The sequence below is a fragment of the uncultured Methylobacterium sp. genome, assembly GCF_964242245.1.
Taxonomy (GTDB): Bacteria; Pseudomonadota; Alphaproteobacteria; order Rhizobiales; family Beijerinckiaceae; genus Methylobacterium.
Map to the genome: position 1 here is coordinate 1 of NZ_CAXTBY010000054.1, position 24968 is coordinate 24968.

At 71.6% G+C, this 24968-nt stretch carries 25 protein-coding genes and 1 pseudogene; 13 read left to right on the forward strand and 13 right to left on the reverse strand.

Annotated elements, in window-relative coordinates; all coding sequences use genetic code 11:
* The 3 genes from ACFE8Y_RS12655 to thiE all read right to left on the reverse strand — a co-directional run.
* Positions 1-198: helix-turn-helix domain-containing protein (locus ACFE8Y_RS12655; RefSeq protein ID WP_375464738.1), on the reverse strand; the 198-nt coding region annotated here is incomplete at its 3' end.
* A 121-nt stretch (positions 199-319) separates the two neighbouring features.
* Entirely contained in the window at positions 320-1132 is an 813-nt protein-coding gene (gene thiD / locus ACFE8Y_RS12660) for a bifunctional hydroxymethylpyrimidine kinase/phosphomethylpyrimidine kinase (protein WP_375464739.1), read from the reverse strand.
* Complete coding sequence (gene thiE, locus ACFE8Y_RS12665) at positions 1129-1851, reverse strand: thiamine phosphate synthase (protein WP_375464740.1); 723 nt, start codon at positions 1849-1851, stop codon at positions 1129-1131. The genes thiD and thiE overlap by 4 nt, the downstream gene beginning before the upstream one ends.
* 259 nt (positions 1852-2110) lie before the next feature.
* On the opposite strand from thiE, the gene ACFE8Y_RS12670 reads away from it, so the two are divergent.
* Positions 2111-3112, forward strand: a complete 1002-nt coding sequence (locus ACFE8Y_RS12670; protein WP_375464741.1) for a hypothetical protein — start codon at positions 2111-2113, stop codon at positions 3110-3112.
* A gap of 42 nt (positions 3113-3154) precedes the next feature.
* On the opposite strand, the gene ACFE8Y_RS12675 is transcribed toward ACFE8Y_RS12670, so the two are convergent.
* The 3 genes from ACFE8Y_RS12675 to ACFE8Y_RS12685 form a co-directional block, all read right to left on the reverse strand.
* Complete coding sequence (locus ACFE8Y_RS12675) at positions 3155-5341, reverse strand: sensor histidine kinase (protein WP_375464742.1); 2187 nt, start codon at positions 5339-5341, stop codon at positions 3155-3157.
* Between the two features lie 85 nt (positions 5342-5426).
* Positions 5427-5729, reverse strand: a complete 303-nt coding sequence (locus ACFE8Y_RS12680; RefSeq protein ID WP_375464743.1) for a SelT/SelW/SelH family protein — start codon at positions 5727-5729, stop codon at positions 5427-5429.
* A 32-nt stretch (positions 5730-5761) separates the two neighbouring features.
* The gene (locus ACFE8Y_RS12685) at positions 5762-6556 is read right to left on the reverse strand and encodes an exonuclease domain-containing protein (protein WP_375464744.1); all 795 of its coding nucleotides are present in this window, start codon (positions 6554-6556) and stop codon (positions 5762-5764) included.
* A gap of 130 nt (positions 6557-6686) precedes the next feature.
* Here ACFE8Y_RS12685 and ACFE8Y_RS12690 point away from each other — a divergent pair, with 130 nt between their 5' ends.
* Genes ACFE8Y_RS12690 through ACFE8Y_RS12700 form a run of 3 tightly spaced genes read left to right on the forward strand, consistent with a single transcriptional unit; the run spans position 6687 to position 8730 of the window.
* Complete coding sequence (locus ACFE8Y_RS12690; RefSeq protein ID WP_375464745.1) at positions 6687-7322, forward strand: LemA family protein; 636 nt, start codon at positions 6687-6689, stop codon at positions 7320-7322.
* Positions 7323-7331: 9 nt separating this feature from the next.
* Positions 7332-8114, forward strand: coding sequence for a TPM domain-containing protein (locus ACFE8Y_RS12695; protein WP_375464746.1), 783 nt, complete (start codon positions 7332-7334; stop codon positions 8112-8114).
* Positions 8104-8730 (forward strand): TPM domain-containing protein, encoded by a 627-nt coding sequence (locus ACFE8Y_RS12700; protein WP_375464747.1) that lies wholly within the window; start codon positions 8104-8106, stop codon positions 8728-8730. Before ACFE8Y_RS12695 ends, ACFE8Y_RS12700 begins: the two co-directional genes overlap by 11 nt.
* A gap of 16 nt (positions 8731-8746) precedes the next feature.
* Here the strand turns inward: ACFE8Y_RS12700 and moaA are convergent, their stop codons facing one another.
* Complete coding sequence (gene moaA / locus ACFE8Y_RS12705; RefSeq protein ID WP_375464748.1) at positions 8747-9781, reverse strand: GTP 3',8-cyclase MoaA; 1035 nt, start codon at positions 9779-9781, stop codon at positions 8747-8749.
* Between the two features lie 136 nt (positions 9782-9917).
* On the opposite strand from moaA, the gene ACFE8Y_RS12710 reads away from it, so the two are divergent.
* The gene (locus tag ACFE8Y_RS12710) at positions 9918-10340 is read left to right on the forward strand and encodes a gamma-butyrobetaine hydroxylase-like domain-containing protein (RefSeq protein ID WP_375464749.1); all 423 of its coding nucleotides are present in this window, start codon (positions 9918-9920) and stop codon (positions 10338-10340) included.
* A gap of 2 nt (positions 10341-10342) precedes the next feature.
* Here the strand turns inward: ACFE8Y_RS12710 and ACFE8Y_RS12715 are convergent, their stop codons facing one another.
* The 6 genes from ACFE8Y_RS12715 to ACFE8Y_RS12740 form a co-directional block, all read right to left on the reverse strand.
* The gene (locus ACFE8Y_RS12715) at positions 10343-11512 is read right to left on the reverse strand and encodes a DUF2235 domain-containing protein (protein ID WP_375464750.1); all 1170 of its coding nucleotides are present in this window, start codon (positions 11510-11512) and stop codon (positions 10343-10345) included.
* A gap of 181 nt (positions 11513-11693) precedes the next feature.
* A complete protein-coding gene (locus tag ACFE8Y_RS12720; protein ID WP_375464751.1) occupies positions 11694-12353 on the reverse strand; it encodes a L,D-transpeptidase in 660 nt (219 codons plus the stop codon).
* Between the two features lie 395 nt (positions 12354-12748).
* Positions 12749-13603: a carboxylating nicotinate-nucleotide diphosphorylase gene (gene nadC / locus ACFE8Y_RS12725; RefSeq protein ID WP_375464752.1), complete on the reverse strand. Its 855-nt coding sequence runs from the start codon at positions 13601-13603 to the stop codon at positions 12749-12751.
* Complete coding sequence (locus ACFE8Y_RS12730; RefSeq protein ID WP_375464753.1) at positions 13600-15144, reverse strand: L-aspartate oxidase; 1545 nt, start codon at positions 15142-15144, stop codon at positions 13600-13602. The genes nadC and ACFE8Y_RS12730 overlap by 4 nt, the downstream gene beginning before the upstream one ends.
* A complete protein-coding gene (gene nadA, locus ACFE8Y_RS12735) occupies positions 15141-16163 on the reverse strand; it encodes a quinolinate synthase NadA (RefSeq protein WP_375464754.1) in 1023 nt (340 codons plus the stop codon). Before nadA ends, ACFE8Y_RS12730 begins: the two co-directional genes overlap by 4 nt.
* 140 nt (positions 16164-16303) lie before the next feature.
* Entirely contained in the window at positions 16304-17134 is an 831-nt protein-coding gene (locus ACFE8Y_RS12740) for an aldo/keto reductase (protein WP_375464755.1), read from the reverse strand.
* Positions 17135-17345: 211 nt separating this feature from the next.
* Between ACFE8Y_RS12740 and ACFE8Y_RS12745 the strand changes: the two genes are divergently transcribed.
* The 8 genes and pseudogenes from ACFE8Y_RS12745 to ACFE8Y_RS12780 all read left to right on the forward strand — a co-directional run bounded on the left by ACFE8Y_RS12745 (position 17346) and on the right by ACFE8Y_RS12780 (position 24850).
* A complete protein-coding gene (locus ACFE8Y_RS12745) occupies positions 17346-18092 on the forward strand; it encodes a sigma-70 family RNA polymerase sigma factor (protein WP_375464756.1) in 747 nt (248 codons plus the stop codon).
* Positions 18093-18256: 164 nt separating this feature from the next.
* Positions 18257-18919 carry an aldehyde dehydrogenase iron-sulfur subunit PaoA gene (gene paoA / locus ACFE8Y_RS12750; protein ID WP_375464757.1) on the forward strand — a complete coding sequence of 221 codons (663 nt, stop codon included), beginning with the start codon at positions 18257-18259 and terminating at the stop codon, positions 18917-18919.
* A 9-nt stretch (positions 18920-18928) separates the two neighbouring features.
* Positions 18929-19900 (forward strand): FAD binding domain-containing protein, encoded by a 972-nt coding sequence (locus ACFE8Y_RS12755; RefSeq protein ID WP_375464758.1) that lies wholly within the window; start codon positions 18929-18931, stop codon positions 19898-19900.
* Positions 19901-19933: 33 nt separating this feature from the next.
* Positions 19934-22159 carry a molybdopterin cofactor-binding domain-containing protein gene (locus ACFE8Y_RS12760; RefSeq protein ID WP_375464759.1) on the forward strand — a complete coding sequence of 742 codons (2226 nt, stop codon included), beginning with the start codon at positions 19934-19936 and terminating at the stop codon, positions 22157-22159.
* A gap of 42 nt (positions 22160-22201) precedes the next feature.
* Positions 22202-22333 (forward strand): annotated as a pseudogene (locus ACFE8Y_RS12765) (IS481 family transposase); the annotation flags it as partial.
* A gap of 173 nt (positions 22334-22506) precedes the next feature.
* A complete protein-coding gene (locus ACFE8Y_RS12770; protein WP_375464760.1) occupies positions 22507-23304 on the forward strand; it encodes a glycosyltransferase family 2 protein in 798 nt (265 codons plus the stop codon).
* Positions 23305-23717: 413 nt separating this feature from the next.
* On the forward strand, positions 23718-24041 hold the full coding sequence (locus tag ACFE8Y_RS12775; RefSeq protein ID WP_375464761.1) for a hypothetical protein: 324 nt from the start codon (positions 23718-23720) through the stop codon (positions 24039-24041).
* A 119-nt stretch (positions 24042-24160) separates the two neighbouring features.
* A complete protein-coding gene (locus ACFE8Y_RS12780) occupies positions 24161-24850 on the forward strand; it encodes a quinoprotein dehydrogenase-associated SoxYZ-like carrier (protein WP_375464762.1) in 690 nt (229 codons plus the stop codon).
* The last annotated feature ends 118 nt before the right edge of the window (positions 24851-24968 follow it).

The following is a 24968-nucleotide window of genomic DNA, read 5'->3' on the forward strand; positions in this document are numbered from 1 at the left end:
CAGCGTCGGGTTGGTCTCGTTGCGCTCGATCTGGCTGATGATCGACTTGGCGACGCCGGACTGCTCGGCGAGCTCGGACAGCGAGAGGTTGTAGGCCTTGCGCAGGCGCTGGATGGTCTTGCCGAGCTGGCCCGACAGCACCGCCGCCCCGCTCAGCATGTCGCGGCTGCGCCCCGTCCGGTCCCCCTGTTCCTGCATCGCCGCCGTGATCCGCCCTGACGTTCCGTTTATCGGAACGAACGTACGCTATTACAAACGCAATCGCGTCAGGGAAGCAAGGCGGCGGCCGGACACGCGCCGCCGGTCGGACGTGAAACGCTCAGCGCCAGATCGCGAAGAAATGGTGGACCGGGCCGTGGCCGGCGCCGATCGTCAGGTCGTCCGCGGCGGCGATCGCGGCGGCGACGTAGGCCTTGGCGGCGGAGACCGCCGCTTCCAGGCCGAGGCCCCGAGCGAGCCCGGCGGCGACCGCCGCCGACAGGGTGCAGCCGGTGCCGTGGGTGTTGCGGGTCGCGATCCGCGGTGAGGCGAAGCGTCGGACGAGACCCTCGCGGGTGAGCAGGTGATCGACGCTCTCGTTTCCCGCCGCGTGGCCGCCCTTGATCAGCACTGCCCGCGCCCCGAGACCCAGGAGTCGGCGCGCCTGCGCCGCCGCGCCGTTCTCGTCGGGGGCGACCGGCTCGCCGAGCAGGGCCGCGGCCTCGGGCAGGTTCGGGGTGACGAGGTCGGCCAGCGGCATCAGCCGGGTCCGCAGGGCCGCGACCGCGTCGTCCGAGATGAGCCGGTCGCCGCTGGTCGCGACCATCACGGGATCGAGCACCACCGGGGTCCGCTTCGGTGCCGCGTGGCGTTCCAGCACGGCCGCCACGGCCTCGATCACCGCGGGCTGCGACAGCATCCCGATCTTCACCGCCGTCACCGCGAGGTCCGAGAACACGCTCTCGATCTGCGCGGCGACGAAGTCCGCGGGCACGTCGTGGATGCCCTGGACGCCCAGCGTGTTCTGCGCGGTCAGCGCCGCGATCGCGCTCGCGCCGTAGACGCCGAGCGCCGAGAACGTCTTGAGGTCGGCCTGGATGCCGGCGCCGCCGCCGGAATCGGAGCCGGCGATGGTGAGCGCGATCGGTGTCATCGGCTGCCCCGCTCGGTGAGAGCCGCGTCGACCCGCGCCCGCAGGTCGCGCGCCCGGCCCTCCGCGGCCTCCGCGCCGAACAGGGCGGAGATGACCGCGATGCCGTCGGCGCCCGCCGCGATCACGGCGGCGGCGTTGCTCGAATCGATGCCGGCGATGGCGCCGAGCGGCAGGCCGGTGCCGCGGGCGAGCCGCGCCCGGAAGGCGATCCGCGCGAAGCCGTCGAGGCCGACCGGCGGATCGGGATTGTCCTTGCTGGCTGTCGCGAACACGCCGCCGATGCAGGCGTAGTCCACCGGGAGGCGGTAGAGTTCGTCCGCCTGCGCGACGGTCTTGAGCGTCAGGCCGACGATCGCGCCCTCGCCGAGCAGGCGCCGCGCATCGGCCGGGTGCAGGTCGGCCTGGCCGAGGTGGACGCCCTCGGTGCCGGCCGCGAGCGCGAGGTCGACCCGGTCGTTGACCAGGAGCGGCGCGCGGCCGGCGAGCGCCGCGTGGATCGCACGGATGCGGGCGAGCGCCGCGCGGGCATCCGCGATGTCCTTCTCGCGGTACTGGAACAGGGTGCAGCCGCCGGCGAGCGCCGCGGCCGCCATCTCGCCGAGCCGCCGGCCGTCACCGCCGCAGACGCCGACGTCGAGGAGGCCGTAGAGCCGCAGGTCCACGGGCGGGCCCGACACGCGGCCGAGCCCACCGCTCCCGAGGCTTGCGCCTGCCCGCATCGCCGCGTTCCCCCCGCCAGCGGAGCGCCCGCGCCCCGGTGACCCGAGTGTTTGGGCAGCGGGCCGACGCTTAGCAAGGCTTTTCGAGCCGCACCGCCACCTCACGCGCACCGTTCCATGGGCAAGGCCGCGAGGCCGGATCTCCCCGCCTCATCCGTTTCGTCGCGTTGACGCGGCGCGTCGATCTGCGGCTTAACCGGCATCGGATCGCGGGGGATCGCCCGGCGGCACGGAGGATCGTTCGACCGGTTCGGAGAGCATGGCGGCGGCGGTGACGGCGGAGGTGCGATCGGGAACGACGGGCGGGGCGGTCCCGAGCCCCTCCTCCGTGGGGCTCGCCGCCGCGATCATCGCGGCGACCGATGGGGAGCCGCGGGCGCTGACCGTCCACGTGGCGGACCAAGCGGCAGGGCGCGGCGACGGCTTGCCGGCCGGGCCGCTCGTGTCCGAGCACGCGACCCTGGAGCGCGGCCTGCGGGCCTGGGTCGAGCGCCAGACCCACCAGCGCCTCGGTTACGTCGAGCAGCTCTACACCTTCGGCGACCGCGACCGGCAGGTCGGCGCCGAGGGCGGCGCCCACACCCTGTCGGTGGCCTACCTCGCCCTGGTGCGCGAGGAGCGCCCGGCCGGCCTCGCGGAGGCCGCGTGGCACACGTGGTACCGCTACCTGCCCTACGAGGATTTTCGCCAGGGGCGCCCGCGGGCGCTCGACGCGATCGAGGCCAAGCTCCTCGCCTGGGCGGCCGAGCCCGCGGACGCGAAGCTTCGGCGCCGGCGCGGGGATCGACTCGGCCTGACCTTCGGGCTCGGCGGCGGCACCTGGAACGAGGAGCGAGTGCTGGAGCGCTACGAGCTGCTGTTCGAGGCCGGCCTCATCCCGGAGGCCGCGGGCAACGCCGGCCCCGCGCGGTCCGGCGACCCGACCGGCGTGCCGATGGCCTTCGACCACCGCCGCGTGCTGGCCACCGCCATCGGGCGCCTGCGCGGCAAGATCAAGTACCGCCCGGTGGTGTTCGAGCTGATGCCGCCGCGCTTCACCCTGCTCCAGCTCCAGCGCACCGTCGAGGCGCTCTCCGGCACGCAGCTCCACAAGCAGAACTTCCGTCGGCTGGTGGCGCAGCAGGGGCTCGTGGAGGAGACGGAAGGGATCACCAGCGGCACGGCCGGCCGCCCCGCGCGCCTCGTCCGCTTCCGCCGCGAGGTCCTGCTGGAGCGCCCGGCGCCGGGCCTGCGGCTGACGCCGTCGCGGCGCGTGCCCTGACGGCGAACGGCCTCGGGGATGGCTTCGCGCCGGGGACGGTCCTCAGCCCGGCAGCGGTGCGATCCGCGGGGCTTCGGTTCCGCCCTTGCGCTCCAGCAGGCCCGGCGGAGGCACCGGCGCCTCGATGGTGCAGACCACGCCCTTCGGATCGAACAGGAGCTGTACGTCGCCGGCGAGTTCGCGGGCGAGGCTGCGCTCGATCAGCCTTGAACCGAACCCGGTTCGGGTCGGCGTCTCGACGGGCGGGCCGCCGCTCTCGGTCCAGCGGAGCAGCAGCCGCACGCCGTCGTCGCGCCGGATCGACCACGTGATGTCGATGCGCCCGCTCTCCTGGGAGAGGGCGCCGTACTTCACCGCGTTGGTCCCCAGTTCGTGGAGCGCCATGGCGATGGAGAGCGCGAGCCGCGGCGGCAGGCGCAGGGGCGGCCCGGCGACGGTGAAGCGCGAGGCCTCGCGCGCGTCCAGCGGCCGGATCGCGTCGGCGACCACGGTGCCGATCTCGGCCCCCTCCCAGTTCTCGCGGGTGAGCACGTCGTGGACGCGGGCGAGCGCCAGGAGCCGCGCCTCGAACGCGGCGCGGGCGGACGCCGCCGCATCGCCGTCGAGGCCGCGCAGGGACTGGCTGGCGATCGACTGCACGGTGGCGAGCGTGTTCTTCACCCGGTGGTTCAGTTCGTGGATCAGCAGCAGCAGGTGCTCCTCGGCGGACTTGGCGTCGGTGATGTCGACGTTGCAGCCGGTGTAGCCGAGGAAGGTGCCTGCGTCGTCCAACCGGGGCACGCCCTCGCAGCGCAGCCAGCGCACCGCGCGGTCGCGGTCCATCACGCGCACTTCGGTGCGGAAGGGCCTGCGGGCGCCGAACGCCTCGCTGAAGGTCGCCGAGAAGTCCTGGAGGTCGTCCGGGTGGATGATGCCGTGCCAGCCCTCGTGCGCCAGCGCCACGGCCGGCATTCCGAAGATGTGCTCGAAATGCATGTTCACGAAGCTGACGTCGGCGGCTTCGTCCGTCATCCAGATCAGCGCCGGCGCGGAATCGGCCATGTGACGGAAGCGGGCCTCGCTCTCGCGGAGGGCCGAGAGCCCGCGCTTGGTCTCGCCGAGCGCGCGGTCGCGCTCCGCCTCGCGGGTGCGCAGGCGCAGGGACGCGTCGGAGATGACCTCGCCGAGGCGCCGGATCTCGTGCACCGGCGAGGCGATGCGCGGGATCGCTTCGCCCCGCGACAGGGCGGGGCCGGACGCCGCGAGCTGGCGCAGCGGTCGCGAGACCCGCGACCACAGGCTGACGGCGAGCGCCGAGGAGGTGGCCAGCACGAGCAGCCCGAAGCCGCCGAAGGCCCACACCCAGCGGCGCAGACGCGCGTCGACGAGCGTCTGCGGGATGCTGGTCGCCACTGTCCACCCGGTGAGCCGCGAGCGCGCCTCCACCACCACGACGGGGCGATGCTGGCGGTCCTTGCCCTCCCAGATCCCCGGCGTGTCGGTCTGGATCTGGCGGAGGGTGGCGAGGCGGGGCCGCCCGACGATGGAGCCCGGGTCGGGCAGGCGTGCGAGAACCAGCGCCTTCCGATCGGACACGCCGGTGGTCCAGCCCTCGACGACCTCGCGGGCGAGGATGCCCTGGAGGCGGCTGAGCGGCGCGTTGAAGCTGAGGATGTAGGCCACGTCGGCCCCCGCCAGGACCGGCACCGCGATCGCGTAGGTGGCATCGTCCGGCATCGGGCCGGGCAGGTAGCCGGTCACCATCGCGCGCTGGGTGCCGCCCGCGATCTCCTGGTCGAAGGGCAGCGTCGTCACCGGGAGCAGGCCGCCGCGCTTGATCGCGGTGTTGACCACCTGCTGGCCGTCCGGCCGGCGCAGCATGATGTCGAGGTCGATCGCCTCGCGCACGAGGCGGGCCTGCGCGTCGAACGCCTCGAACTCGCCGTCCTTGAGCCGCGGCGAAGTCGCCAGCGTCTGCAGCACGGAGACGAGGCCCGCCGTGTCGCGGTCGACCGAGAGGGCGATGCCGCGCACGTTCTCGCGGGCATCCTGCTCGAAGCGCGCGCGCTCGACCGAGGCGTAGCGCATCAGCAGGATGGCGGTGAACAGTAGGCCGGGTCCGATCAGCGCCACCACCAGGGCGACGAGGTAGACCTGGGTGGAGAACCCGTTCCGCTCCAGCCTCGCGAGACGGCGGCCGAGCCAGCCGGGCCGTGCGCCGCGCTGCACACCGCGCGCGGGACCGGCCATGTCGCGATCCGGACTCACCGGGGCTTCCGGCTCCGGGGCGGCGGACGCATCGATGGTGCCGGGCGCATGGTCCTCCAGCATCGCGTCATGGCCGATCGATGTGGCCGAGGTCGCGCGCGGGATCGAGGCGGTCGCGCACGCGCTGCTTCAGGGCCTTCACGTCGGGAAAGCCCCCGTCGCGGGTGCGCTCCCAGACGGTATCGGGGCCGACCGTGATCGCGAAGGCGCCGCCGGTCGCCGGAACCAGGGCCACCTCACCGAGGTCGTCGCGGAAGGTCGAGAGCAGTTCCTGCGCCATCCACGCGGCGCGCAGGAGCCAGTTGCACTGGGTACAGTAGGTGATGGCGACCCGCGGCTTGCCCGCCGCAGCTTTGGGCGTGTCATCCATGGGGCGCACACCGCACCGCAGGGCCGGGGTTGTCAACCTCCGCCGGCGGCGCGCGCAGGCTCCCCGAGCGCCGGCGCCCCCTGCCCGGTCGCCTCCAAGAGGCGGCTGCGCCGGTCCGCCTGCGCGCGGCGGGCGGTGAAGCGGATGTCGCGGTCGAAGCCGCCGCGGGCGAGCACCTCGGCAAGGAACGCGTCGCTCATCGCGTCCCAGCGCCAGCCGCGGTACTCGCCGAAGGTGACGCGGGGCAGCAGCGCGGGCTCGCGGCTCCAGGCGATCAGCGTCTCGGGCGCGGCCTCGCGCAGCAGCTCGCGCAGGAGGTGGGCGCTGACGTAGGCGTCGGGTCCCGCCCGGTGCGCCGGCAGGCCGGCCGCCCGGTCGAGGCCTTCGGGCTTGCGCGCGTAGCGCAGGGACTGGTTGGCGTGCGAGGGCTCGTCCGGCCAGAGGCGAAGCGCGCACTTGTAGGTGCAGATCCACGGGACAGTGCCGGTGAGCGCCCGGCGGCACCAGCGCTGCTCGAAGGCCGCCCGGTGGGCGGCCAGCGCGAGGAGCCGCGGAGCCCGGGGACGCAGGATATCGGGCGCCACGTCGAGCCAGGGTCCGGCGCCTGCCACGTCCGCGTCGAGGATGTGGTGGACGGCCTGGGTGCGCGCCGGGATCGGCCGCTCCGGGTCGACGAAGCGCGCGCCGCGCTCCGGCCCGATCGCCCACGCGCCGTCGCGGCGCACCACGTCCTGCCAGCCGATCTCGACGACGGCGTCCGCACCGGGCTTGGCGCCGGTGGTCTCCAGGTCCACGACGCGGATGACGGGGGCTGTCTCGTCGCTCATCGAGGCCGCATATGGGACGCGGTCTGCCCCGGCGACACGCACGGGCCTTCTCCGAGGCCGCGGAGTGCCTATCTGTCGCGGAGTGTTGACGGCCAAGCTGGGGCCGGGGACCGGGTGGGAGTTCTTATCGATGGCGGTGGATCTGCGTTTCGACACCCCGCGCACCAGCCCACTGATCGCCCGCGTCATCGGTGCCTTGATCGCGGCGCTGCTGGCCACCTGCCTGTCGGGCTGCGGGGCGATCAACCGGGTTCCGACCCTGGAGGAGCAGGCGAAATCCTCGTGGAGTGAGGTGCAGAACCAGTACCAGCGCCGCGCCGACCTGATCCCGAACCTCGTCGAGACGGTGAAGGGTTTTGCCCAGCAGGAGAAGGACGTGCTGATCGGCGTGACCGAGGCGCGGGCCAAGGCGTCGAGTGTCAAGGTCGACGCCGGGACGGTGAGCGATCCGGCCAAGTTCAAGGAATTCCAGGATGCGCAGAACCAGCTCTCCGGCGCGCTCGGCCGCCTGCTGGTGACCGTCGAGCGCTACCCCGACATCAAGTCGAACCAGAACTTCCTGGCGCTGCAATCGCAGCTCGAGGGCACCGAGAACCGGATCGCGGTGGCGCGGCGCGACTACATCGGCGCCGTCCAGGCCTACAACACCGAGGTCCGCACCATTCCCGGCCGATGGATCGCGGCGGTGCTCTATCCCGATGCCAAACCGATGGAGACTTTTGCGGCGACGCCGAACTCCGAGCGTCCGCCGAACGTGAAGTTTTAGGCTTTCCCGGTGGGAGACCGCGGCCGCGCACCGGGCCATGTCCTGGCGCTGGCGGTCGTCGCGCTCCTGGCCCTGTACGCGGGCGCGCTTGCCGCCGAGCTGAGTTTCCCAGCGCTTACCGGCCGGGTCGTCGACGCCGCCGCCATCCTCACGCCGGAGCAGCGCACCGGCCTCGAGGCAAAGCTCAAGGCGTTCGAGGACAGGACCTCGGATCAGTTGGTGGTGGCCACCGTCGCGAACCTCCAGGGCGCCACGATCGAGGACTACGCCAACCGCCTGTTCCGGGCGTGGAAGCTCGGGCAGGCCAAGACGAACAACGGCGCCCTGCTCCTCGTCGCGCCCACCGAGCGCAAGGTGCGCATCGAGGTCGGCTACGGGCTTGAGGGCGCGCTCACCGACGCGCTGTCGCGGGTCATCGTCGCGAGCGCCATCACGCCGCGCTTCAAGGCCGGCGATTTCTCCGGCGGCATCGACGCGGGACTCGACGGGATGCTGTCGATCCTCTCGGGCGACGCCGAGACGTGGCAGCGCAAGCCCGAGGTGCGGGCCGACGAGGTCGACCCGGGACAGGTCGCCGTCTTCCTCGTGCTGTTCCTCGTCGTCCTGTTCGTCGCTTGGCGGATGAACCGCGGCGGGGGCCGCGGCGGCGGGATCGTGTTCCTGCCGGGGCCCGGTGCGGGCGGATGGAGCGGCGGTACCTCGGGAGGGTTCGGCGGCGGCGTCTCGGATGGCGGCGGGTTCTCCGGGGGCGGCGGCTCGTCCGGCGGCGGAGGGGCATCCGGTGACTGGTGACGCCCTGCCGACGCCGGAGGCGCGGGCGCGGATCGCGCGGGCCGTGGCGCGGGCCGAGGGCGGCACCGCGGGCGAGATCGTGGTGGTGCTCTCCGCGCGCGCCGGGCAGTATCGCTCGGTCGTGCTGCTCGCGGGCCTCGTCGGCGGCCTCGCGCTGCCCTGGCCGCTGATCGCACTGACGCCCTGGAGCGCGAGCGCGATCCTCGTGGCGCAGGCGGGTCTCGTCGCCGCGATCCTCGCGGCCGGCCTCTACGAACCGCTCCGCGTCGCCCTCGTGCCGGCCCGCATCCGGCGGGCGCGCACCCGCGAGGCCGCGCGCCTCGCCTTCTGGTCGCGGGGCCTCAGCCGGACGCGGGGGCGCACGGGCGTACTGCTCTACCTCTCCATGGCCGAGCGCCACGCCGAGATCGTCGCCGACGACGGGGTCCTGGCTCGCATCGGTCCTGACAGTTGGAGCGCGACGCTCTCCGAACTCCTTGCAGCACTTCGCGCCGGCGAGGTCGAGGGCGGCCTCGTTCGCGCCGTGGACTGCATCGGTGCCGACCTCGCCCGCCACCTTCCGGCGGGTCCGGACGATCCGGACGAGTTGCCGAACCGCGTCATCGTCGTCGACTGACGCGTCGCGGCGGGCTCTATCCCCCGGTGACGCTCATGTGGCGCGGTACCGCCGCCTTGCGCTGGCGCGCGATGACGAAGTCGTGGCCCTTGGGCTTGCGCGCGATCGCCTCGACCACGGCCGCCGTGACGAGGGCATCGTCGGCCGAGGCGCGCAGCGCCGCGCGCAGGTCCGCGGCGTCCTCCTGGCCGAGGCACATGTAGAGCTTGCCGGTGCAGGTCAGGCGCACGCGGTTGCAGCTCTCGCAGAAGTTGTGGGTCAGCGGCGTGATGAAGCCGAGCCGCCCGCCGGTCTCCGCGACCCGCACGTAGCGCGCCGGGCCGCCGGTGCGGTCGGGCAGCGGCGTCAGGGTGTAGCGGTGCTCCAGCCGGGCGCGGGCGAGGGAGAGCGGCAGGAACTGGTCGCTGCGCTCGCCCTCGACCTCGCCGAGCGGCATCACCTCGATCAGCGTCATGTCCATGCCGAGGCCGTGGGCCCAGGCGATCATGTCGGCGATCTCGTCCTCGTTGACGCCCTTCAGCGCCACCGCGTTGATCTTCACGCGGATGCTGGCGGCCCGCGCCGCCGCGATCCCGTCGAGGACGACCGACAGGTCGCCGCGCCGGGTGATCGACCGGAACTTGCCGGGATCGAGGGTGTCGAGGGAGACGTTGACCCGCCGGACGCCGAGGTCGGCGAGCTCGGCAGCGTAGCGCCCGAGCTGGGTCCCGTTGGTGGTCAGCGTCAGCTCCTCCAGCGCGCCGGTGCCGAGGTGGCGCGACAGGCGGCGGAACAGGTGCAGGATGTCGCGCCGCACCAGCGGCTCGCCGCCGGTGATCCGGAGTTTGCTCACCCCGCGCGCGATGAACACGCCGCAGAGCCGGTCCAGCTCCTCCAGGGTGAGCAGGTCGCGCCTGGGCAGGAAGCTCATCGTCTCCGACATGCAGTAGACGCAGCGCAGGTCGCAGCGGTCGGTGACGGAAATGCGCAGGTAGGTGATCGCCCGCTGGAACGGGTCGATCAGCGGCGCGGCGGACGCCGGGGCGACGATCCGGGTGCTTGGGGACGCCATGCGGGATTGAGGACTCGACGGAGTTTCCGCGGGGCGGTCTGATGACGAACCTAACATGGAACGGCATATGATGGGACATGGGCCCGCGGGCAAGCGCACGCGGCCCGGACGCACGACGATGCCCGGGAGTTCGACCATGACCGAGGAACGCTGGCCCACCGAGATTCGCCTGTCGGGGGACAAGCGCGTCCTGAACGTCGCCTTCGACGACGGCGGGCGCTTCGCGCTCCCGGCCGAGTACCTGCGGGTGTCGAGCCCGTCGGCCGAGGTGCAGGGCCACGCACCCGCCGAGCGCAAGGTGATCGGCGGCAAGCGCGACGTGGCGATCCTCGCGATCCAGCCGGTCGGGAACTACGCGGTCAAGCTCACCTTCGACGACCTGCACGACACCGGCCTGTTCGGCTGGAGCTACCTCTACGACCTCGGCCGCGAGTACCGGAACCGCTGGTCGACCTACCTCGCCGAACTCGCCGAGCGGGGTCTCGACCGCGAGACGGTGCGGATCGCTCCGGCGAAAGGCGGTGGATGCGGCAGTGGCGGTGGTTGCGGCTGCCACTGAGATCAGATGTTCAACTTGCGCATCAGCGGATCGCTCGCCTCGGGAGCCGGCCGACCGGTGCCGCCCAGGTGCCTCGGATCGGCCGCCGGCCAGCGTAACGTTGTTTCGAGTGAACCCAGAGATTGCTGTGCCATGCCCGGAGCAATCCTCCCAGGCAGTGACTTCGGTCCGTAGGCACCTCCAGGACACGCCTGCCCGGCCGCGAAACGGACCGCGACGCTCTCGTGGATCGCTTCGCAGGTATCCGATCCGGCGCAGATGTTGCGGTTGATCTTGTTGAGAAGACCGAAGATGCCGGTCGCCGAATCGTAGATCCGGCCGAGTCCCCAGGCGTTCCGTCGATCCTGCCGGTCCGTCAGATAGCGCCGGTCAATCGCCAGCATCGTGCCGACGCGGTCCGCCATCCAGGCCAGAGCGACGTCCGACAGGCCGTGCTCGTCGTAGCCGCCGCCGACGTTGGAATGCGCGCCAGCGAACCAGACTTGCTCCAGATGCTGCTCCGGCGGTGCATCGAGCTGCTTCTTCCACAACGTCGGGACGAACTCGCTGCGATGCTCATCGATGGCGAGGGCATGGAACGCGTTCCGGACCTTATGGCTCAAATCGGTATCCTGGAACTCGTAGAACTTGGCGAGGAGGGCGTTCAGGTGCCCCGGGATACCCAGCGCGCCGACCGTGTCCCAGACGCCGATGCAGGTGATCGTCACGTCGGCGTGCCGGTCTGGGAAGTGGAGCCGCACGTCCTTGGCATTCGGCTCCTTGCGCAGCTTGAAGCCCTCCCACAGCAGCGCGAAGTCGTCCATGTCGACCTTGTGCAGGATTCCCGCCCAGCCGATCAGGCCCGCGACACTGCGCACGGTGTAGGCGCCCCGGGAGAACCCGAAGAAGAACAGTTCATCGCCATCACAGAAGTTGTTCGCGATGAAAGCGTAGGCGTCGCGAACGTTTCGGGACAAACCGAGCCCGGTGGCGCCGCCGACGACCTGCCAGAGTGAGTCGCTGCCTGAGCCGACGCCCGAGTGATAATAGACGATCTGCTTGATACTCTCCTCGGTCGTCTCGTCGACGGCCTCGATGGCGCGTGCCATGCGAACGACATTGGTGAATTGGGTGCCGACATCGGCATCATTCCAGGTGCCATCGCAGCAGATGACCAAACGCTTCCTCGCCATGGCGCGATTCTCCGGTTCGACCGGATGATGACGTGGTCCTCACTGTCGTTCAAGTTGCACCAGGTGCGATAGGCCTGCCGAGAGCGGAGCGACGGGCCGCCCAACGTCGGGCTTCCGCGGTACGAACGAAAAGGCCGGCGTTTTCGCCGGCTCTCCGTCCATTTCTGCAGCAGCGACCACGTCAGCGCTGGACGATGACCTTCGTGCCGACCTTGGCGCGGGTGTAGAGATCGATCACGTCCTCGTTGGCCATGCGGATGCAGCCCGAGGAGACGGCGGTGCCGATGGTCTCCGGCTCGTTCGAGCCGTGGATGCGGTAGATCGAGTTGCCGAGGTACATCGCGCGCGCGCCGAGCGGGTTCTCGAGGCCGCCCTTCATGTAGCGCGGCAGGTCCGGCCGGCGGCGCAGCATCGTCGAGGGCGGGCGCCAATCCGGCCACTCCTTCTTCATGGTGATGTTCTGCACGCCGCCCCAGGTGAAGCCCGGACGGCCGACGCCGACGCCGTAGCGCAGGGCCTGTCCGTCGCCGAGCACGTAGTAGAGACGCCGCTCGGCGGTGGACACGATGATGGTGCCGGCCGAGTAGGGACCGCCGTAGGCGACCTGCTCGCGGGCGATCGCCGACATCTGCGGCACGGCCGAGGCCATCGGGTCCGCCGTGTTGAGCGAGGCGTTCGCGGTCGGCACGAGAACCGTCTCGATGGCCTGCGGGCGCACCCGCACGGAGAGCGCGTTCTCCAGCGGCTGGCGTGTCAGCGGATCGATCTCGTAGGCGCGGGCGGGCACGGCCCACGCGGCAGCCGCGCAGGCGAGCCCGATGAGGGCGGGGGAACGGCGCATCAAGGCCTCTCGAAGGCAGGCGGAAGCTGTGGAAACGCGGTGGACGACGCGTCGTCAGGATGGCGCGCCAACTCTCGCCAAGGGGTAAACGACGGCGCCTTAAAGCCAAGCTCGAAAGCTCTCGGCGGACGGCTTCGGCCCTCGACGTGCCTCGGTGGCAACACTGTGGCACGGCCGCCTTGATTGTGGCGCGTCGTTCGACGGGTCCCGGGCCGCGCGGTGTGCCGGCTCGACCAGGATCGACGCTTCGCCGGCCACATCGCGGGACAGAAAGCCCGAATCGCGCCGGGGTGCAGGGCTCAGGGCAGCGCGGCCGTGGCGGCACATCGGACGTGTCGTCCGGCCAGGACGGTCCGGGAAGGCTTGGCGCTCCCGTCGCGCCGTGCCCGTCCTGGTCAGGCGGCGTCGAGGCCGAGGTCGATGATCGCCGCGCTGTGGGTGATCCAGCCGCAGGAGATCAGGTCGACGCCGGATGCCGCCACCGCGCCGACGGTGTCGCGGGTGATGCGTCCCGAGGCCTCCGACAGGGCACGTCCGTCGATCATCGCCACGGCGCGCGCAAGCTGGGCCGGCCCCATGTTGTCGAGGAGCACCGCGTCGGCGCCGACCGAGAGCGCCTCCTCCAACTGGTCGAGGGTGTCGACCTCGACCTCGATCTTGACGAGGTGGCCGGCCCGCGCCCGCGCGCGCTCGATCGCCGCCTTGACCCCACCCGCGACCGCCACGTGGTTGTCCTTGATCAGCACCGCGTCGTCGAGGCCGAAGCGGTGGTTCGCGCCGCCGCCGGCCCGCACCGCGTGCTTCTCCAGCGCCCGCAAGCCCGGCGTGGTCTTGCGGGTGCAGACGATCGCGGCCCTGCCGTGCGGCCGCGCCGCATCGACGAGGCCGGCGGTGGCGGTGGCGACGCCGGACATCCGGCACAGCAGGTTGAGGGCGACGCGCTCGGCGGTGAGGATCGCGCGGGCCGGCCCGGACAGGCGGATCACCACGTCGCCCGGCGCCACGCGGGCGCCGTCGCCGCGCTCCACGACCGCCGACACCGCCGGGTCGATCAGTGCGAAGGCGATCACCGCCGCGTCCGCGCCGGAGATCACGCCCTCCTGCCGGGCGGCGATCACGCCGTCGAGGCGCGCATCGGGCGGCACGATCGCGTCGGTGGTGATGTCGCCGGCGCGCCCCAGATCCTCGAGCAGGGCGGCGCGCACGATCGGCTCGACCAGGAGGCGCGGGAGGGACAGGAGGTCGCTCATCGGGCGAGGGCCTTCTCGAAAGGGGCGTCGGCGGACGATCGCAGGACGTCGGACAAGGTCGTCGCGCTGTGGCGGGCGGCTGCCGGCTCCGGACGATCGCTGCGCCAGTGGCCGCCGCGGCTCTCGGCGCGACCGAGGGCGGCGTGCGCGATCATCAGCGCCGTGAGCGCGGCGTCGCTCCCCGCCTCGGCCATCGGCGCGAGGACCGAGACGGCCTGCGCGAGGCCGTCCGCGTCGCGGACGACGCCGACGCGACGCTCCATGATCGCCCGGATGCGAGGCAGGATCTCCGCGGCGTCGCCCCGGGCGGCGGGCCTGTCCGGCAGCGCCGGGCCTGGGGACGGCGCGTCGAGCCCGTCGGCGATGAAGCCCGCATAGGCCAGGGCTTCGAGCAGCGAGTTGCTGGCGAGCCGGTTCGCCCCGTGCAGGGCGGTCGAGGCGACCTCGCCGTTGGCGTACAGGCCGGGCACGCTGCTGGCGCCGTGCGCGTCCACGCGGATGCCGCCCATGTGGTAGTGCGCCGCCGGCCGCACCGGAATCGGTTGCACGGCCGGATCGATGCCGGCCGCCGCGCACAGGCCCGCGACCGTCGGAAACCGCGTCGGCATCGCCGCGCCGAGCGCGCCGCGGGCATCGAGGTAGACCGTCGATCCCCGCGCCAGCGCCTGGAAGATCGCGCGGGCGACCACGTCGCGAGGCGCGAGGTCGCTGCCGCCGATGCCGGCCATCACGGCTGCGCCGGTCTCGTCGATGAGCCGCGCGCCCTCACCGCGCAGCGCCTCGGTGGCGAGCGGCATCGGGTCGGCGCCCGCCGCGATCGCGGTGGGATGGAACTGCACGAACTCCATGTCGCGCAGCACCGCACCGGCACGGGCCGCGAGCGCGAGCCCGCGGCCGGTCGCTCCGCGCGGATTCGTGGTCGCTGCGTAGAGCGCCCCGACGCCGCCGGTGGCGAGCACCACGGCACGGGCCGGGATGCGGAACCGCGCGCCGTCGCGCTCGCACGCGACGCCGGCCACCGCACCGGCCTCGTCGCGTAGGAGATCGTGGACGCAAGCTCTGACCACCTCGATCGAGGGCGTGGCGAAGACGGCGCGCACGAGACCTTCGAGGACGCGCGCGCCGGTCGCGTCGCCGCCGGCACGCACGATGCGGCGGCGCCCGTGGGCGGCCTCCAGCCCCAGGGCCAGGGCGCCGTCCGTCGCCCGATCGAAGGGCACGCCGATGCGCACGAGCCAGTCGATCAGGCTCGGCCCCTCTGCGGCCACCCGCAGGGCCACCGCGGGATCGGTGAGGCCGGCACCCGCCGCCTCGGTGTCGGCGGCGTGGAGGGCGGGGGCGTCGTCGGCGCCGATCGCGGCGGCGATGCCCCCTTGCGCCCAGCCGGTGGCGGTGCCGAACCCCAGCGGCGCGGCGCTCACGAGCGTCACCGGACGGGGGCTGAGCCGGAGGGCAACGCCGAGGCCGGCCACGCCGGCGCCGACGACGACGATGCGGTCGGCTGGATCGCGGGTGAGAGGAGGAGAGACGTGCGCGTTCATCGGGCCCCCACCGCCAGCATCCGCTCCACCGCGGCCCGCGCCCGATCGGCCAGCGCCGGATCGACGACGACCTCGTGGGTCATCGTCTCGAGGGCACGGCGGATGTTCTTCAGGCTCATCCGCTTCATGTGCGGGCACAGGTTGCAGGGCTTGATGAACGCGATGTCGGGATTCTGGGCCGCGATGTTGTCGGCCATCGAGCACTCGGTGACGAGCACCACCTGCGCCGGGCGCTTCTTCAGGACGAAGTTCAGCATCATCGCGGTCGAGCCGGAAAAGTCCGATTCCGCGACGACGTCCGGCGAGCACTCGGGATGGGCGATGACGGTGACGCCGGGATAGCTCTCGCGCACCTCGCGGATGTCGGCGGGGGTGAAGCGCTCGTGCACCTCGCAGTGGCCGGCCCAGGTCAGGATCTCGATCTCGGGCAAGGCGGCCTGGACGTTCTGCGCCAGGAACTCGTCCGGGATCATCAGGACGCGCCGCGCGCCGAGCGACCGGATCACGTCGACGGCGTTGCCGGACGTGCAGCAGAGGTCCGATTCGGCCTTCACCGCGGCGGAGGTGTTGACGTAGGTCACGATCGGCACGCCGGGGTACTTCGCCCGCAGGCCGCGCACGTCTTCCGCCGTGATCGAGTCGGCGAGCGAGCAGCCGGCGGCGAGGTCCGGGATGAGCACGGTCTTGCCCGGGTTCAGGAGCTTGGCCGTCTCGGCCATGAAGTGCACGCCAGCGAGCACGATCACGTCCGCCTCGACGGTCACCGCCTCGCGGGCGAGCGCCAAGCTGTCGCCGACGATGTCGGCCACCGTGTGGAAGATCTCGGGCGCTTGGTAGTTGTGCGCGAGGATCACCGCGTTGCGCTCGCGCTTGAGCCGCAGGATCGCTGCGATGTCGGGCGCCAGCGCCGGCCACTCGATCGCCGGAATGTGCCGGCTGACGCGGGCGTAGATGTCGGGGAGCGGCATCCCGGCGGGCGCGTGGGGCGTGCGGGCGAGGGAGTGGGCGGTCGACGCCATGGCGTCCTCCATTATGCTCAAGTTGAGCATTCTGCTGCCTAACGTAGGCGCGCCGAAGGCCCCTGTCCAGATATGCTGAGACTGAGCATAACGGTTTTGCGACGCACCCGTCAGGATGCGCCGCAGCGATCGTGTCCGGTTCAGCCGAAGGTCTCGGGGTCGGGGCCGATGCGTCCGCCCGGCCGGTCGAGGGCGGCGATTCCCGCCATCTCGTCGGGCGTCAGCGTGAAGTCGAACACGGCGATGTTCTCGGCGATGCGCGCGGGCGTCGCGGTCTTCGGGATGGCGATGAGGCCGCCCTGAACGTGCCAGCGCAGCGCCACCTGGGCCGGGCTTCGCCCGTGCGCCGCGCCGATCGCGGCGAGGACGGGGTCGTCCAGCTCCCGGCCCTGGCCGAGCGGGCTCCAGGATTCGGTGACGATGCCGAGGCGGTCGTGCACGGCGCGCAAGGAGGCCTGCTGGAAATGCGGGTGCAGCTCGATCTGGTTGAGTGCGGGCACCACGCCGGTCTCGCCGACGATCCGTTCCAGGTGGTCTTCCGTGAAGTTCGAGACGCCGATCGACCGGACGCGGCCGGCCTCGCGCAGCTCGATCAGCGCCCGCCACGTCTCCACGAAGAGCTTCCGCTCGGGACAGGGCCAGTGGATCAGGTAGAGGTCGACGTGCGGCAACCCGAGCTTGCCGAGGCTCGCGTCGCAGGCGCGCAGGGTCGCGTCGCGACCCTGCGCATCGTTCCAAACCTTGGTCGTGACGAAGAGGTCGCTGCGCGCGACCTCCGCGCCGCGGATGGTGCGGCCGACTCCCGCCTCGTTGCCGTAGATCGCCGCGGTGTCGATCGCGCGGTAGCCGGCCCGGATCGCCCGGCCGACGATGTCGGGCGCCTCGGCTTCCCCGAGCTGATAGACCCCGAAGCCGAGGCTCGGCATCGCGTGCCCGTCGTTGAAGGGCAGGGTCGGAACGCTGACGGTCATGGCAGGCTCTCCGGTTCTGACGGCGCCGAGCGAGGGCGGCGGGAAGCGCATGACTTGGAACGCGCGGGAACCGGAACCAGGCGCCGCGCTGCGGAGCGGGCGGCGCGATGACTAACCTATGTGGCTGCACCCCGCGATCGAGTGCGCAAAACGGGGGCGTGGTGCTCAGGCGCCAAGGGAAAGATCAGCCGCACGGGAGATGATGTCGCTCATGAAGGGCTCGACGAACGGCGACGCCTCGCAGCCGTCCCGACCCGACAGGCCGGCCTTGTCCGGGGCGATCCGCACCCATCTCGGAGACCACCTGCGCGCCGCCTACGCGGCTTCGCGGCAGACGCCCCCGTCGGCCAACCTCGCCGACCTCCTCGCCCGACTCGAAGGGGTGCTCGCCGCCGCGCAGGGACGCGACGAGCAGGCCTTCCGGGCCGGTCTCCTGGACGCCGCACCGAGCCTGCACAGCTTCGCCATCTCGCTGACCCGGAATCCGACCACGGCCGACGACCTCGTGCAGGACACCCTGCTGCGGGCGTGGCGCAGCCGCGGCAGCTTCAAGGTCGGGACGAACCTGGGCGCGTGGCTGTTCACCATCATGCGCAACGCCTTCTACAGCGTGCACCGCAAGCACGCGCGGGAGGTGGCCGACAGCGACGGCGACCACGCCGCGCGCCTCACCAGCCTGCCCGAGCAGGGCGGCCACCTCGACCTCCAGGACGTGCAGGCCGCCCTCGGCCGGCTGGCGCCGACGATGCGCGAGGCGCTGATGCTGGTCGCCGTCGAGAACGTCTCCTACGAGGAGGCGGCCACGATCCTGAACTGCCGCATCGGCACCGTGAAGAGCCGGGTGTGGCGCGCCCGCGACCAGCTCGCCAACATGCTCGGCTACACGGGTGCCGAGATCGGCGCGGACCACCTCACCCTGTCGGCCATCGGCAGCGACGGGGTCGCGGCGGGCCTCTGAGGACGCCCGCGGGCGAATCCGCGCACCGCCGCGATGACGCGGCGCAGTCTGGACCGGATCTAATCCGCACGCCATCGCGTTCCTGCTCGTAACAACTCCGTGCGGGCGCCACCGCGCCCGCGCCAGCGCCGCCGGGCCTTGCCCGGCCGCACGGGACAGCGAGCATGACCGATACGACGCGAGACACGGCCTTCGCGCTGACGCGACGGACGATGGTGGAGGCCTGCGCCGCAACCGCCGCCGTGACCGGTCTCGGCATTCCCGGAGCAGGCGGACCGGCCTCGGCCGCGCCTGCCCCGGGCGATCCGGCGCCGCAGATGATGCCGATGCGCCTCACCGTGAACGGCACGCCCCACGACCTCATCCTCGACACGCGCACGACGCTGCTCGACGCGCTGCGCGAGCACTTGGACCTCAACGGCTCGAAGAAGGGGTGCGACCACGGCCAGTGCGGCGCCTGCACGGTGCTGGTCGGCGGGCGCCGCATCAATGCTTGCCTGACGCTGGCCGCGATGCACGAGGGCGACGCGATCACCACGATCGAAGGGCTCGGCACCGAGGCGGCGCTGCACCCGCTCCAGGCCGCGTTCCTGCACCACGACGGCTACCAGTGCGGCTACTGCACGCCGGGCCAGATCTGCTCGGCCGTCGGCATGCTCGCCGAGGTCGAGGCGGGCTGGCCGAGCCACGTGACCGGCGACCTCACCGCCAAGGCCGTCCTCACCGACGCGGAGATCCGCGAGCGGATGAGCGGCAACATCTGTCGCTGCAGCGCCTACCCGAACATCGTCGCGGCGATCCGCGACGTTGCCGGCATCGATCTCTAGAGGCGCGCCATGAAAGCCTTCACCTACGAGCGCCCCGCCACCGTCCTGGACGCCGCCCGCCTCGCGGCCGAGCGGCCGAACGCCAAGTTCATTGCCGGCGGCACCAACCTCCTCGACCTGATGAAGCTCCAGGTCGAGACGCCCGCGACCCTGATCGACGTCAACCGGCTGCCGCTCGACAAAGTCGAGGACACGGCCGACGGCGGCCTGCGGATCGGCGCGCTGGTGCGCAACGCCGACCTCGCCGCGCACCCGCGGGTGCGCCGGGACTACGCGGTGCTGAGCCAAGCCTTGCTCGCGGGCGCCTCGGGGCAGTTGCGCAACAAGGCGACGACCGCCGGCAACCTGCTTCAGCGGACGCGGTGCTACTACTTCTACGACACGTCGAAACCCTGCAACAAGCGCGAGCCGGGCTCGGGCTGCGCCGCGGTCGGCGGCTTCAACCGCATCATGGCGGTGCTCGGCGCGAGCGACGCCTGCATCGCCACCAACCCGTCCGACATGAACGTCGCGCTGCGGGCGCTCGACGCCACGGTCGAGACCGCATCCCCGAACGGCGCCACGCGCGCGATCCCGATGGACAGGTTCCACCGGTTGCCGGGCGACACGCCGCAGGTGGAGACCGACCTCCAGCGCGGCGAGATCATCACCGCGGTCACGCTGCCGAAGCCGGTTGCCGGCCTGCACGTCTACCGCAAGGTCCGCGACCGCGCCTCCTACGCCTTCGCTACCGTGTCGGTGGCGGCTGTGCTCGGACAGATGAACGGCCGGATCACGCAGGCCCGCCTCGCCTTCGGCGGGCTCGCGCACAGGCCCTGGCGGGTCGAGGCCGCGGAGGAAGCCCTGGTCCGGACGGGGCAGGCGGATGCCGCCGCCGATGCCGTGCTCGCGGGCGCCCGCGGCTACGGCAGCAACGACTTCAAGATCCCGCTCACGCGGCGGACGCTCCGCGCGGTGGTCACCGAGGCCACCCGCGCCTGATCCCGTCCCCGCCACGCAGTCAGGATTGCCCCCATGGAGATGAACCAACCGATCGGCGCGACGCCGCTGGACGGCAAGCCCGACGGGCTTCTCGGCCAGCCGATCGACCGCATCGACGGGCCCCTCAAGGTGACGGGCCGCGCGCCCTACGCCTACGAAACCCGTGAGCTCAAGAACCCGGCCTACGGCTTCATCGTCGGCTCCGCGATCGCCAGCGGCACGATCCGCGCGATCGACACCGCCGCCGCCCTGCGCGCCCCGGGCGTCATCCACGTGATGACCCATGAGAACGTGCCGGAGCAGGGCGAGAAGAAGGAGCAGGTCTGGCCGCAACTCGCGGGCACCGCGATCACGTTCTTCGACCAGCCGGTGGCCTTCGTCGTGGCCGAGACCTTCGAGCAGGCGCGCGCGGCCGCGCACCTCGTGGCGATCACCTACGACAGGAGCAAGCCGCGGGCGTCGCTGCGCGAGGCGATGCCGGAAACCTACAAGCCGAAGGCCGCGGCCACCGAACCGGATTCGGCGCTCGGCGACTTCGCGGGCGCCTTCGTCGCCGCGCCGGTGAAGCTCGACGTCGAATACACCACGCCCGTCCAGATCCACGCCCAGATGGAGCCGCACGCGACCATCGCCGCGTGGGAGGACGATCGCGTCGTGCTCTACACCGCCAACCAGATGCTGAACCGGGGCCAGAAATCGCTGGCGCAGGTCCTGAAGCTGCCGGTCGAGAACGTGCGGCTGGTCAGCCACTACATCGGCGGCGGCTTCGGCGCGAAGCTCCAGCCGACGCCCGAGGCGGTGCTGGCCGCACTGGCTTCCCGGACGATCAGGCGTCCCGTGAAGGTGGCGCTCACGCGCCAGCAGGAGTTCCACGTCGCCACCCACAGGACCGACACCATTCAGCACATCCGCCTCGGCGCCGACCGGGACGGGCGCCTCAGCGCCATCGCGCACGAATCCTGGTCCGACACGGCCGAGGGCGATGCGTTCTTCGAGACCTCGGCCAACGTCACGCGCTCCCTCTACGCCGCCCCGAACCGGATCACCCGCCACCGCCTCGCCGCGCTCAACCTACCGATCGCCTCCTCGATGCGCGCACCCGGCGAGGCGGTGGGCATGCTCGCCTTCGAGTGCGCCATGGACGAGCTCGCCGAGCAGATCGGGCTCGACCCGATCGAGCTGCGCGTCCGCAACGAGCCGACGCAGGACCCCGAGAAGCAGGTGCCGTTCTCGACCCGCGCCCTCGTGCCCTGCATGCGCGAGGGCGCGCGGCTGTTCGGCTGGGACAGGCGCGGGGCTCCGGCCTCGACGCGCGACGGCAACTGGATGGTCGGCATGGGCATGTCGGCGGCGGCCCGCCTCAACCCGCTGATGCCCTCCTCGGCCTCGGTGAAGCTCGGCCCCGACGGCTACCTCACCGTGCGGATGGCGATGACCGACATCGGCACCGGCACCTACACCATCCTGGCGCAGATCGCGGGCGAGATGCTGGGCCTGCCGATCGCGCGCATCCGCGTCGAGATCGGCGACACCGCCTACCCCGCGGCCTCGGGCTCCGGCGGATCGTTCGGCGCAGGGTCGGCCGGCTCGGCGCTCTACGTCGCCTGCGACGCCCTTCGGACGAAGCTCATCGCCGGCACCGACCTGGACCCGGCGACCGTGACGTTCGCGGACGGGCGGGTCACGGCGGGCAACCGCTCCGAGGCGCTGACCGACCTCGCCGGCCCCGCAGGGGTCGAGGCCGAGGGCGAGATCAAGCCCGGCGCGATGAAGCAGAAGTTCTCGCAGTACGCCTTCGGCGCGCACTTCGCCGAGGTCGGCGTCGACCGGGACACCGGCGAGATCCGCCTGCGGCGGATGCTCGGGGTCTTCACCGGCGGGCGCATCCTCAACGCCAAGACCGCGCGCTCGCAGGCGATCGGCGGGATGACCTTCGGCGTCGGCGCGGCCCTGATGGAGGAGGCGGCGATCGACCCGCGCTTCGGCACCTTCGTCAACCACGATCTCTCCGAGTACCACGTGCCCGTGCACGCCGACATCCCGGCGATGGACGCGGTTTTCCTGCCCGAGCTCGACGACAAGGCGAACCCGCTCAAGAGCAAGGGTCTGGGCGAGCTCGGCATCTGCGGCGCCGGCGCGTCGCTCGCCAACGCCGTCTACAACGCCACCGGCATCCGCATCCGCGACTATCCGCTGACGCTGGACAAGGTGCTGAAGGGCTTCGAGGAGCAGGAAGGCCGGGCGCCGCGGCGGGCGTGAGCGTTCCGGTCTGCGACGGTTGACGGGAACCGCGCCCCGGTTGACCAGCGCAAGTGCGGACTGCCGGCCTTCCTGTTCCGCTACAACTGGCCGCGGCCCCACATGGGCATCAAGGGCAACACACCCATCGGCCGCCTCGGCCTCTGCGACGACAACCTGCTGAGGCTCCACACCCAGAGCGCTCTCCGTCGAAGTGGACGCCGGTTCGGCGAAAGAGAGCGCGGTAAAACAATGACCTGGAGCCGCGACCGATTGCAACGCGATCGGGCGTGACTCTCGTCGGCGACGCGCTTGTCCGGGGACTGCCTGCCCGATAGGGGGTTGGCCACCCGCACAGCCGCGAAGACATGCAGCTTTCCATCTTCATCATCGCCCGCAACGAGGTGGACCGCATCGGCGCGACGATCCGCGCGGTGCGCAGCCTGACCGACGACCTGGTCGTGGTGGATTCGGGCTCGACCGACGGCACGCAGGTCCTCGCGCACGCCCTCGGCGCCCGCGTGATCCACAACGACTGGCCCGGTTACGGCCCGCAGAAGCGCTTCGCCGAGGACCAGTGCCGCCACGACTGGCTGCTGAACCTCGACGCCGACGAGGTCGTGCCGGAGGACCTTGCGGCCAACATCCGGGCGCTGTTCGCCCACGGCGAGCCCGAGAAGCCGGCGTGGCGCATCGCCATCGCCGAGATCTTTCCCGGCGAGACCCACCCCCACCCCTGGGCCTACGCGCTGACGCCGGTGCGGCTCTACCGCAGGGATCGCGGACGCTACGCGCCCTCCCCGGTCCACGATCGGGTCGAGCTTCAGCCCGGGGTTGCGGCCGGGCGCCTGAAGGGGGTGATCCACCACTTCTCGGTGCGCTCGCTCGGCGACCAGCTCGACAAGCTCAACCGCTATTCCGACCAGCAGGCGGACGACCTCGCCGCCCGCGGCGTCGCGATCCCGAGCTGGCGCGTCTTCGTCGAATTGCCGGGCAACTTCCTCAAGGCCTATGTCGGCCGCCGCCACTTCGTGCGCGGGGTCTACGGCTTCCTCACGGCGATGAACTACGCCATCTCCCGCCACCTGCGCGTCGCCAAGCACTACGAGCGCCGCCGCGCGGCCGCGCCGCCCACGGTGGCACGAAGGGCTTCACATCCGGATTGACGGGCTCCTTGTCTCGAGGATGCCCCGGACTCCGGCTTTGCTTCATGCCCGGTTCCTTCGGTCCTAGCTGATCCTCTCGATCAGCCCGGTCCAAAGTCAGCCGGAACATCGCAACAGCCATCGCGACCCAAACCTGTCAGCATGGTATCGAGAGGTCTCCAGCGTTCTATCCGTGACGAACGCGTCAGGGCCTCTCAATGACTGGAACGTAAGCCGAAGCAATCGGCAATTTCAATTTCACATTTATCATAATAATAAATATATGATAATACTGAATATATACTAAAGTCAAAGTGCAATAAGATTTGGTTGAGTCCATACTCACTCTCGAGCACGGCTCGTCGAAGGCTAGCGCGCCGATACGCCAAAGATGCGGTCCGGGACTGTAATCGGAGCCGCCGAGGGAGGGACGCATGGCCCACAAGACCGCGAGCACGTCGCCGTGCACGCTGCTGCTCGCCACCGCTTCGTCGCTGATCGCCGCCGGGATGCCGCTGGCAGGCCCGGCCTCCGCCGAGAAGTCCGGCAAGGGCGTGACCTGGGAGGACATCCTCAACGACCAGAGCACCAACGACGACGTGCTGATGTACGGCATGGGCGTGAAGGCCCAACGCTACAGCACGCTGGAGCGGATCGCCGAGGGGGCCGACGGCTGGCGCGAGGCCGACCGTCCGCTGGTCGAGTCGGTGCCGTGGCCGGTCCGGACATCCGACGACCAAGGTTCCGAAGGGCAGTGAGGTGACGCCGTGATCGTTTCCCGTCTCAGGTCCGCCTGGCCCGTCGCTCCGGTCGCCGCGAAGCAGGCCGCCCCGTCGAGCTCGACCCGCGATCCCCTCGATCGCCCCTGTGGAACGACGTGGCCGGGCGCTTCCTCGGCGGCCGCCCGGCGGTGTTCGACGAGCGCGTGCAGGTGGTGCTGCCGCCGGTCACCGAGGATCAGACCCATGTCCCGGTCACGGTCGACGCGCGGGACCTCGGCCGTGCCGACGAGATCCTGCTGATCGCCGACCTCAATCCCTTCCCGCTCACCCTGCGGCTGGAGCCGGTGGCGGCGGCATCCTTCATCGCCCTGCGGATGAAGATCGAGCAGGGCACGCCGATCCGGGCGGCGGTGCGGCAGGGCGATCTCTGGCACGTCGGCGGGCGCTACCTCGACGCGGCCGGCGGCTACTCGGTGCCGCCGGTCGTCGAGAAGAAGACCGACTGGAAGAGTCTCGGCAATACCCGCGCCGAGATCTGGCGCGAGCCGGAAGGCTTGCGCCTGCGCCTGCGCATCACCCATCCGATGGACAACGGGATGATCCCCGGCGTGTCGGTGTTCTTCATCGAGACCCTCGCGGTCTCCGATGCCGCCGGCGCGCCGATGGCCAAGCTGACCCTCAGCGAGGCGATCGCCGACGACCCGACGCTGACGCTCCTGCTCGACGCGCCGCCCAGCGGCGACGTCCTGACGATCGCCGGCCGCAACACCGGCGGGATGGACTTCTCGGCGCGCGTCCCGATCCCGCCCGGAGCCACCGCGCGCAGGCGGGAGGGGCGGCTGTGAGCCGCGCGATCGGAGAGTCCGTCATGCACCCACTGAATCGTCGATCCTGTCTGACCGGCGGGCTTGCCGCTGCTGCCCTCCGCAGCCCGGGCCGCCATCCTGCGCTACGCGCTCGCGC

Coding starts and splice junctions, on each gene's coding strand:
- thiD (WP_375464739.1), bottom strand. CDS start 1,132: ATGACACCGATCGCGCTCACCATCGCCGGCTCCGATTCCGGCGGCGGC.
- thiE (WP_375464740.1), bottom strand. CDS start 1,851: ATGCGGGCAGGCGCAAGCCTCGGGAGCGGTGGGCTCGGCCGCGTGTCG.
- ACFE8Y_RS12670 (WP_375464741.1), top strand. CDS start 2,111: ATGGCGGCGGCGGTGACGGCGGAGGTGCGATCGGGAACGACGGGCGGG.
- ACFE8Y_RS12675 (WP_375464742.1), bottom strand. CDS start 5,341: ATGGCCGGTCCCGCGCGCGGTGTGCAGCGCGGCGCACGGCCCGGCTGG.
- ACFE8Y_RS12680 (WP_375464743.1), bottom strand. CDS start 5,729: ATGGATGACACGCCCAAAGCTGCGGCGGGCAAGCCGCGGGTCGCCATC.
- ACFE8Y_RS12685 (WP_375464744.1), bottom strand. CDS start 6,556: ATGAGCGACGAGACAGCCCCCGTCATCCGCGTCGTGGACCTGGAGACC.
- ACFE8Y_RS12690 (WP_375464745.1), top strand. CDS start 6,687: ATGGCGGTGGATCTGCGTTTCGACACCCCGCGCACCAGCCCACTGATC.
- moaA (WP_375464748.1), bottom strand. CDS start 9,781: ATGGCGTCCCCAAGCACCCGGATCGTCGCCCCGGCGTCCGCCGCGCCG.
- ACFE8Y_RS12710 (WP_375464749.1), top strand. CDS start 9,918: ATGACCGAGGAACGCTGGCCCACCGAGATTCGCCTGTCGGGGGACAAG.
- ACFE8Y_RS12715 (WP_375464750.1), bottom strand. CDS start 11,512: ATGGCGAGGAAGCGTTTGGTCATCTGCTGCGATGGCACCTGGAATGAT.
- ACFE8Y_RS12720 (WP_375464751.1), bottom strand. CDS start 12,353: ATGCGCCGTTCCCCCGCCCTCATCGGGCTCGCCTGCGCGGCTGCCGCG.
- nadC (WP_375464752.1), bottom strand. CDS start 13,603: ATGAGCGACCTCCTGTCCCTCCCGCGCCTCCTGGTCGAGCCGATCGTG.
- ACFE8Y_RS12730 (WP_375464753.1), bottom strand. CDS start 15,144: ATGAACGCGCACGTCTCTCCTCCTCTCACCCGCGATCCAGCCGACCGC.
- nadA (WP_375464754.1), bottom strand. CDS start 16,163: ATGGCGTCGACCGCCCACTCCCTCGCCCGCACGCCCCACGCGCCCGCC.
- ACFE8Y_RS12740 (WP_375464755.1), bottom strand. CDS start 17,134: ATGACCGTCAGCGTTCCGACCCTGCCCTTCAACGACGGGCACGCGATG.
- ACFE8Y_RS12745 (WP_375464756.1), top strand. CDS start 17,346: ATGAAGGGCTCGACGAACGGCGACGCCTCGCAGCCGTCCCGACCCGAC.
- paoA (WP_375464757.1), top strand. CDS start 18,257: ATGACCGATACGACGCGAGACACGGCCTTCGCGCTGACGCGACGGACG.
- ACFE8Y_RS12755 (WP_375464758.1), top strand. CDS start 18,929: ATGAAAGCCTTCACCTACGAGCGCCCCGCCACCGTCCTGGACGCCGCC.
- ACFE8Y_RS12760 (WP_375464759.1), top strand. CDS start 19,934: ATGGAGATGAACCAACCGATCGGCGCGACGCCGCTGGACGGCAAGCCC.
- ACFE8Y_RS12770 (WP_375464760.1), top strand. CDS start 22,507: ATGCAGCTTTCCATCTTCATCATCGCCCGCAACGAGGTGGACCGCATC.
- ACFE8Y_RS12775 (WP_375464761.1), top strand. CDS start 23,718: ATGGCCCACAAGACCGCGAGCACGTCGCCGTGCACGCTGCTGCTCGCC.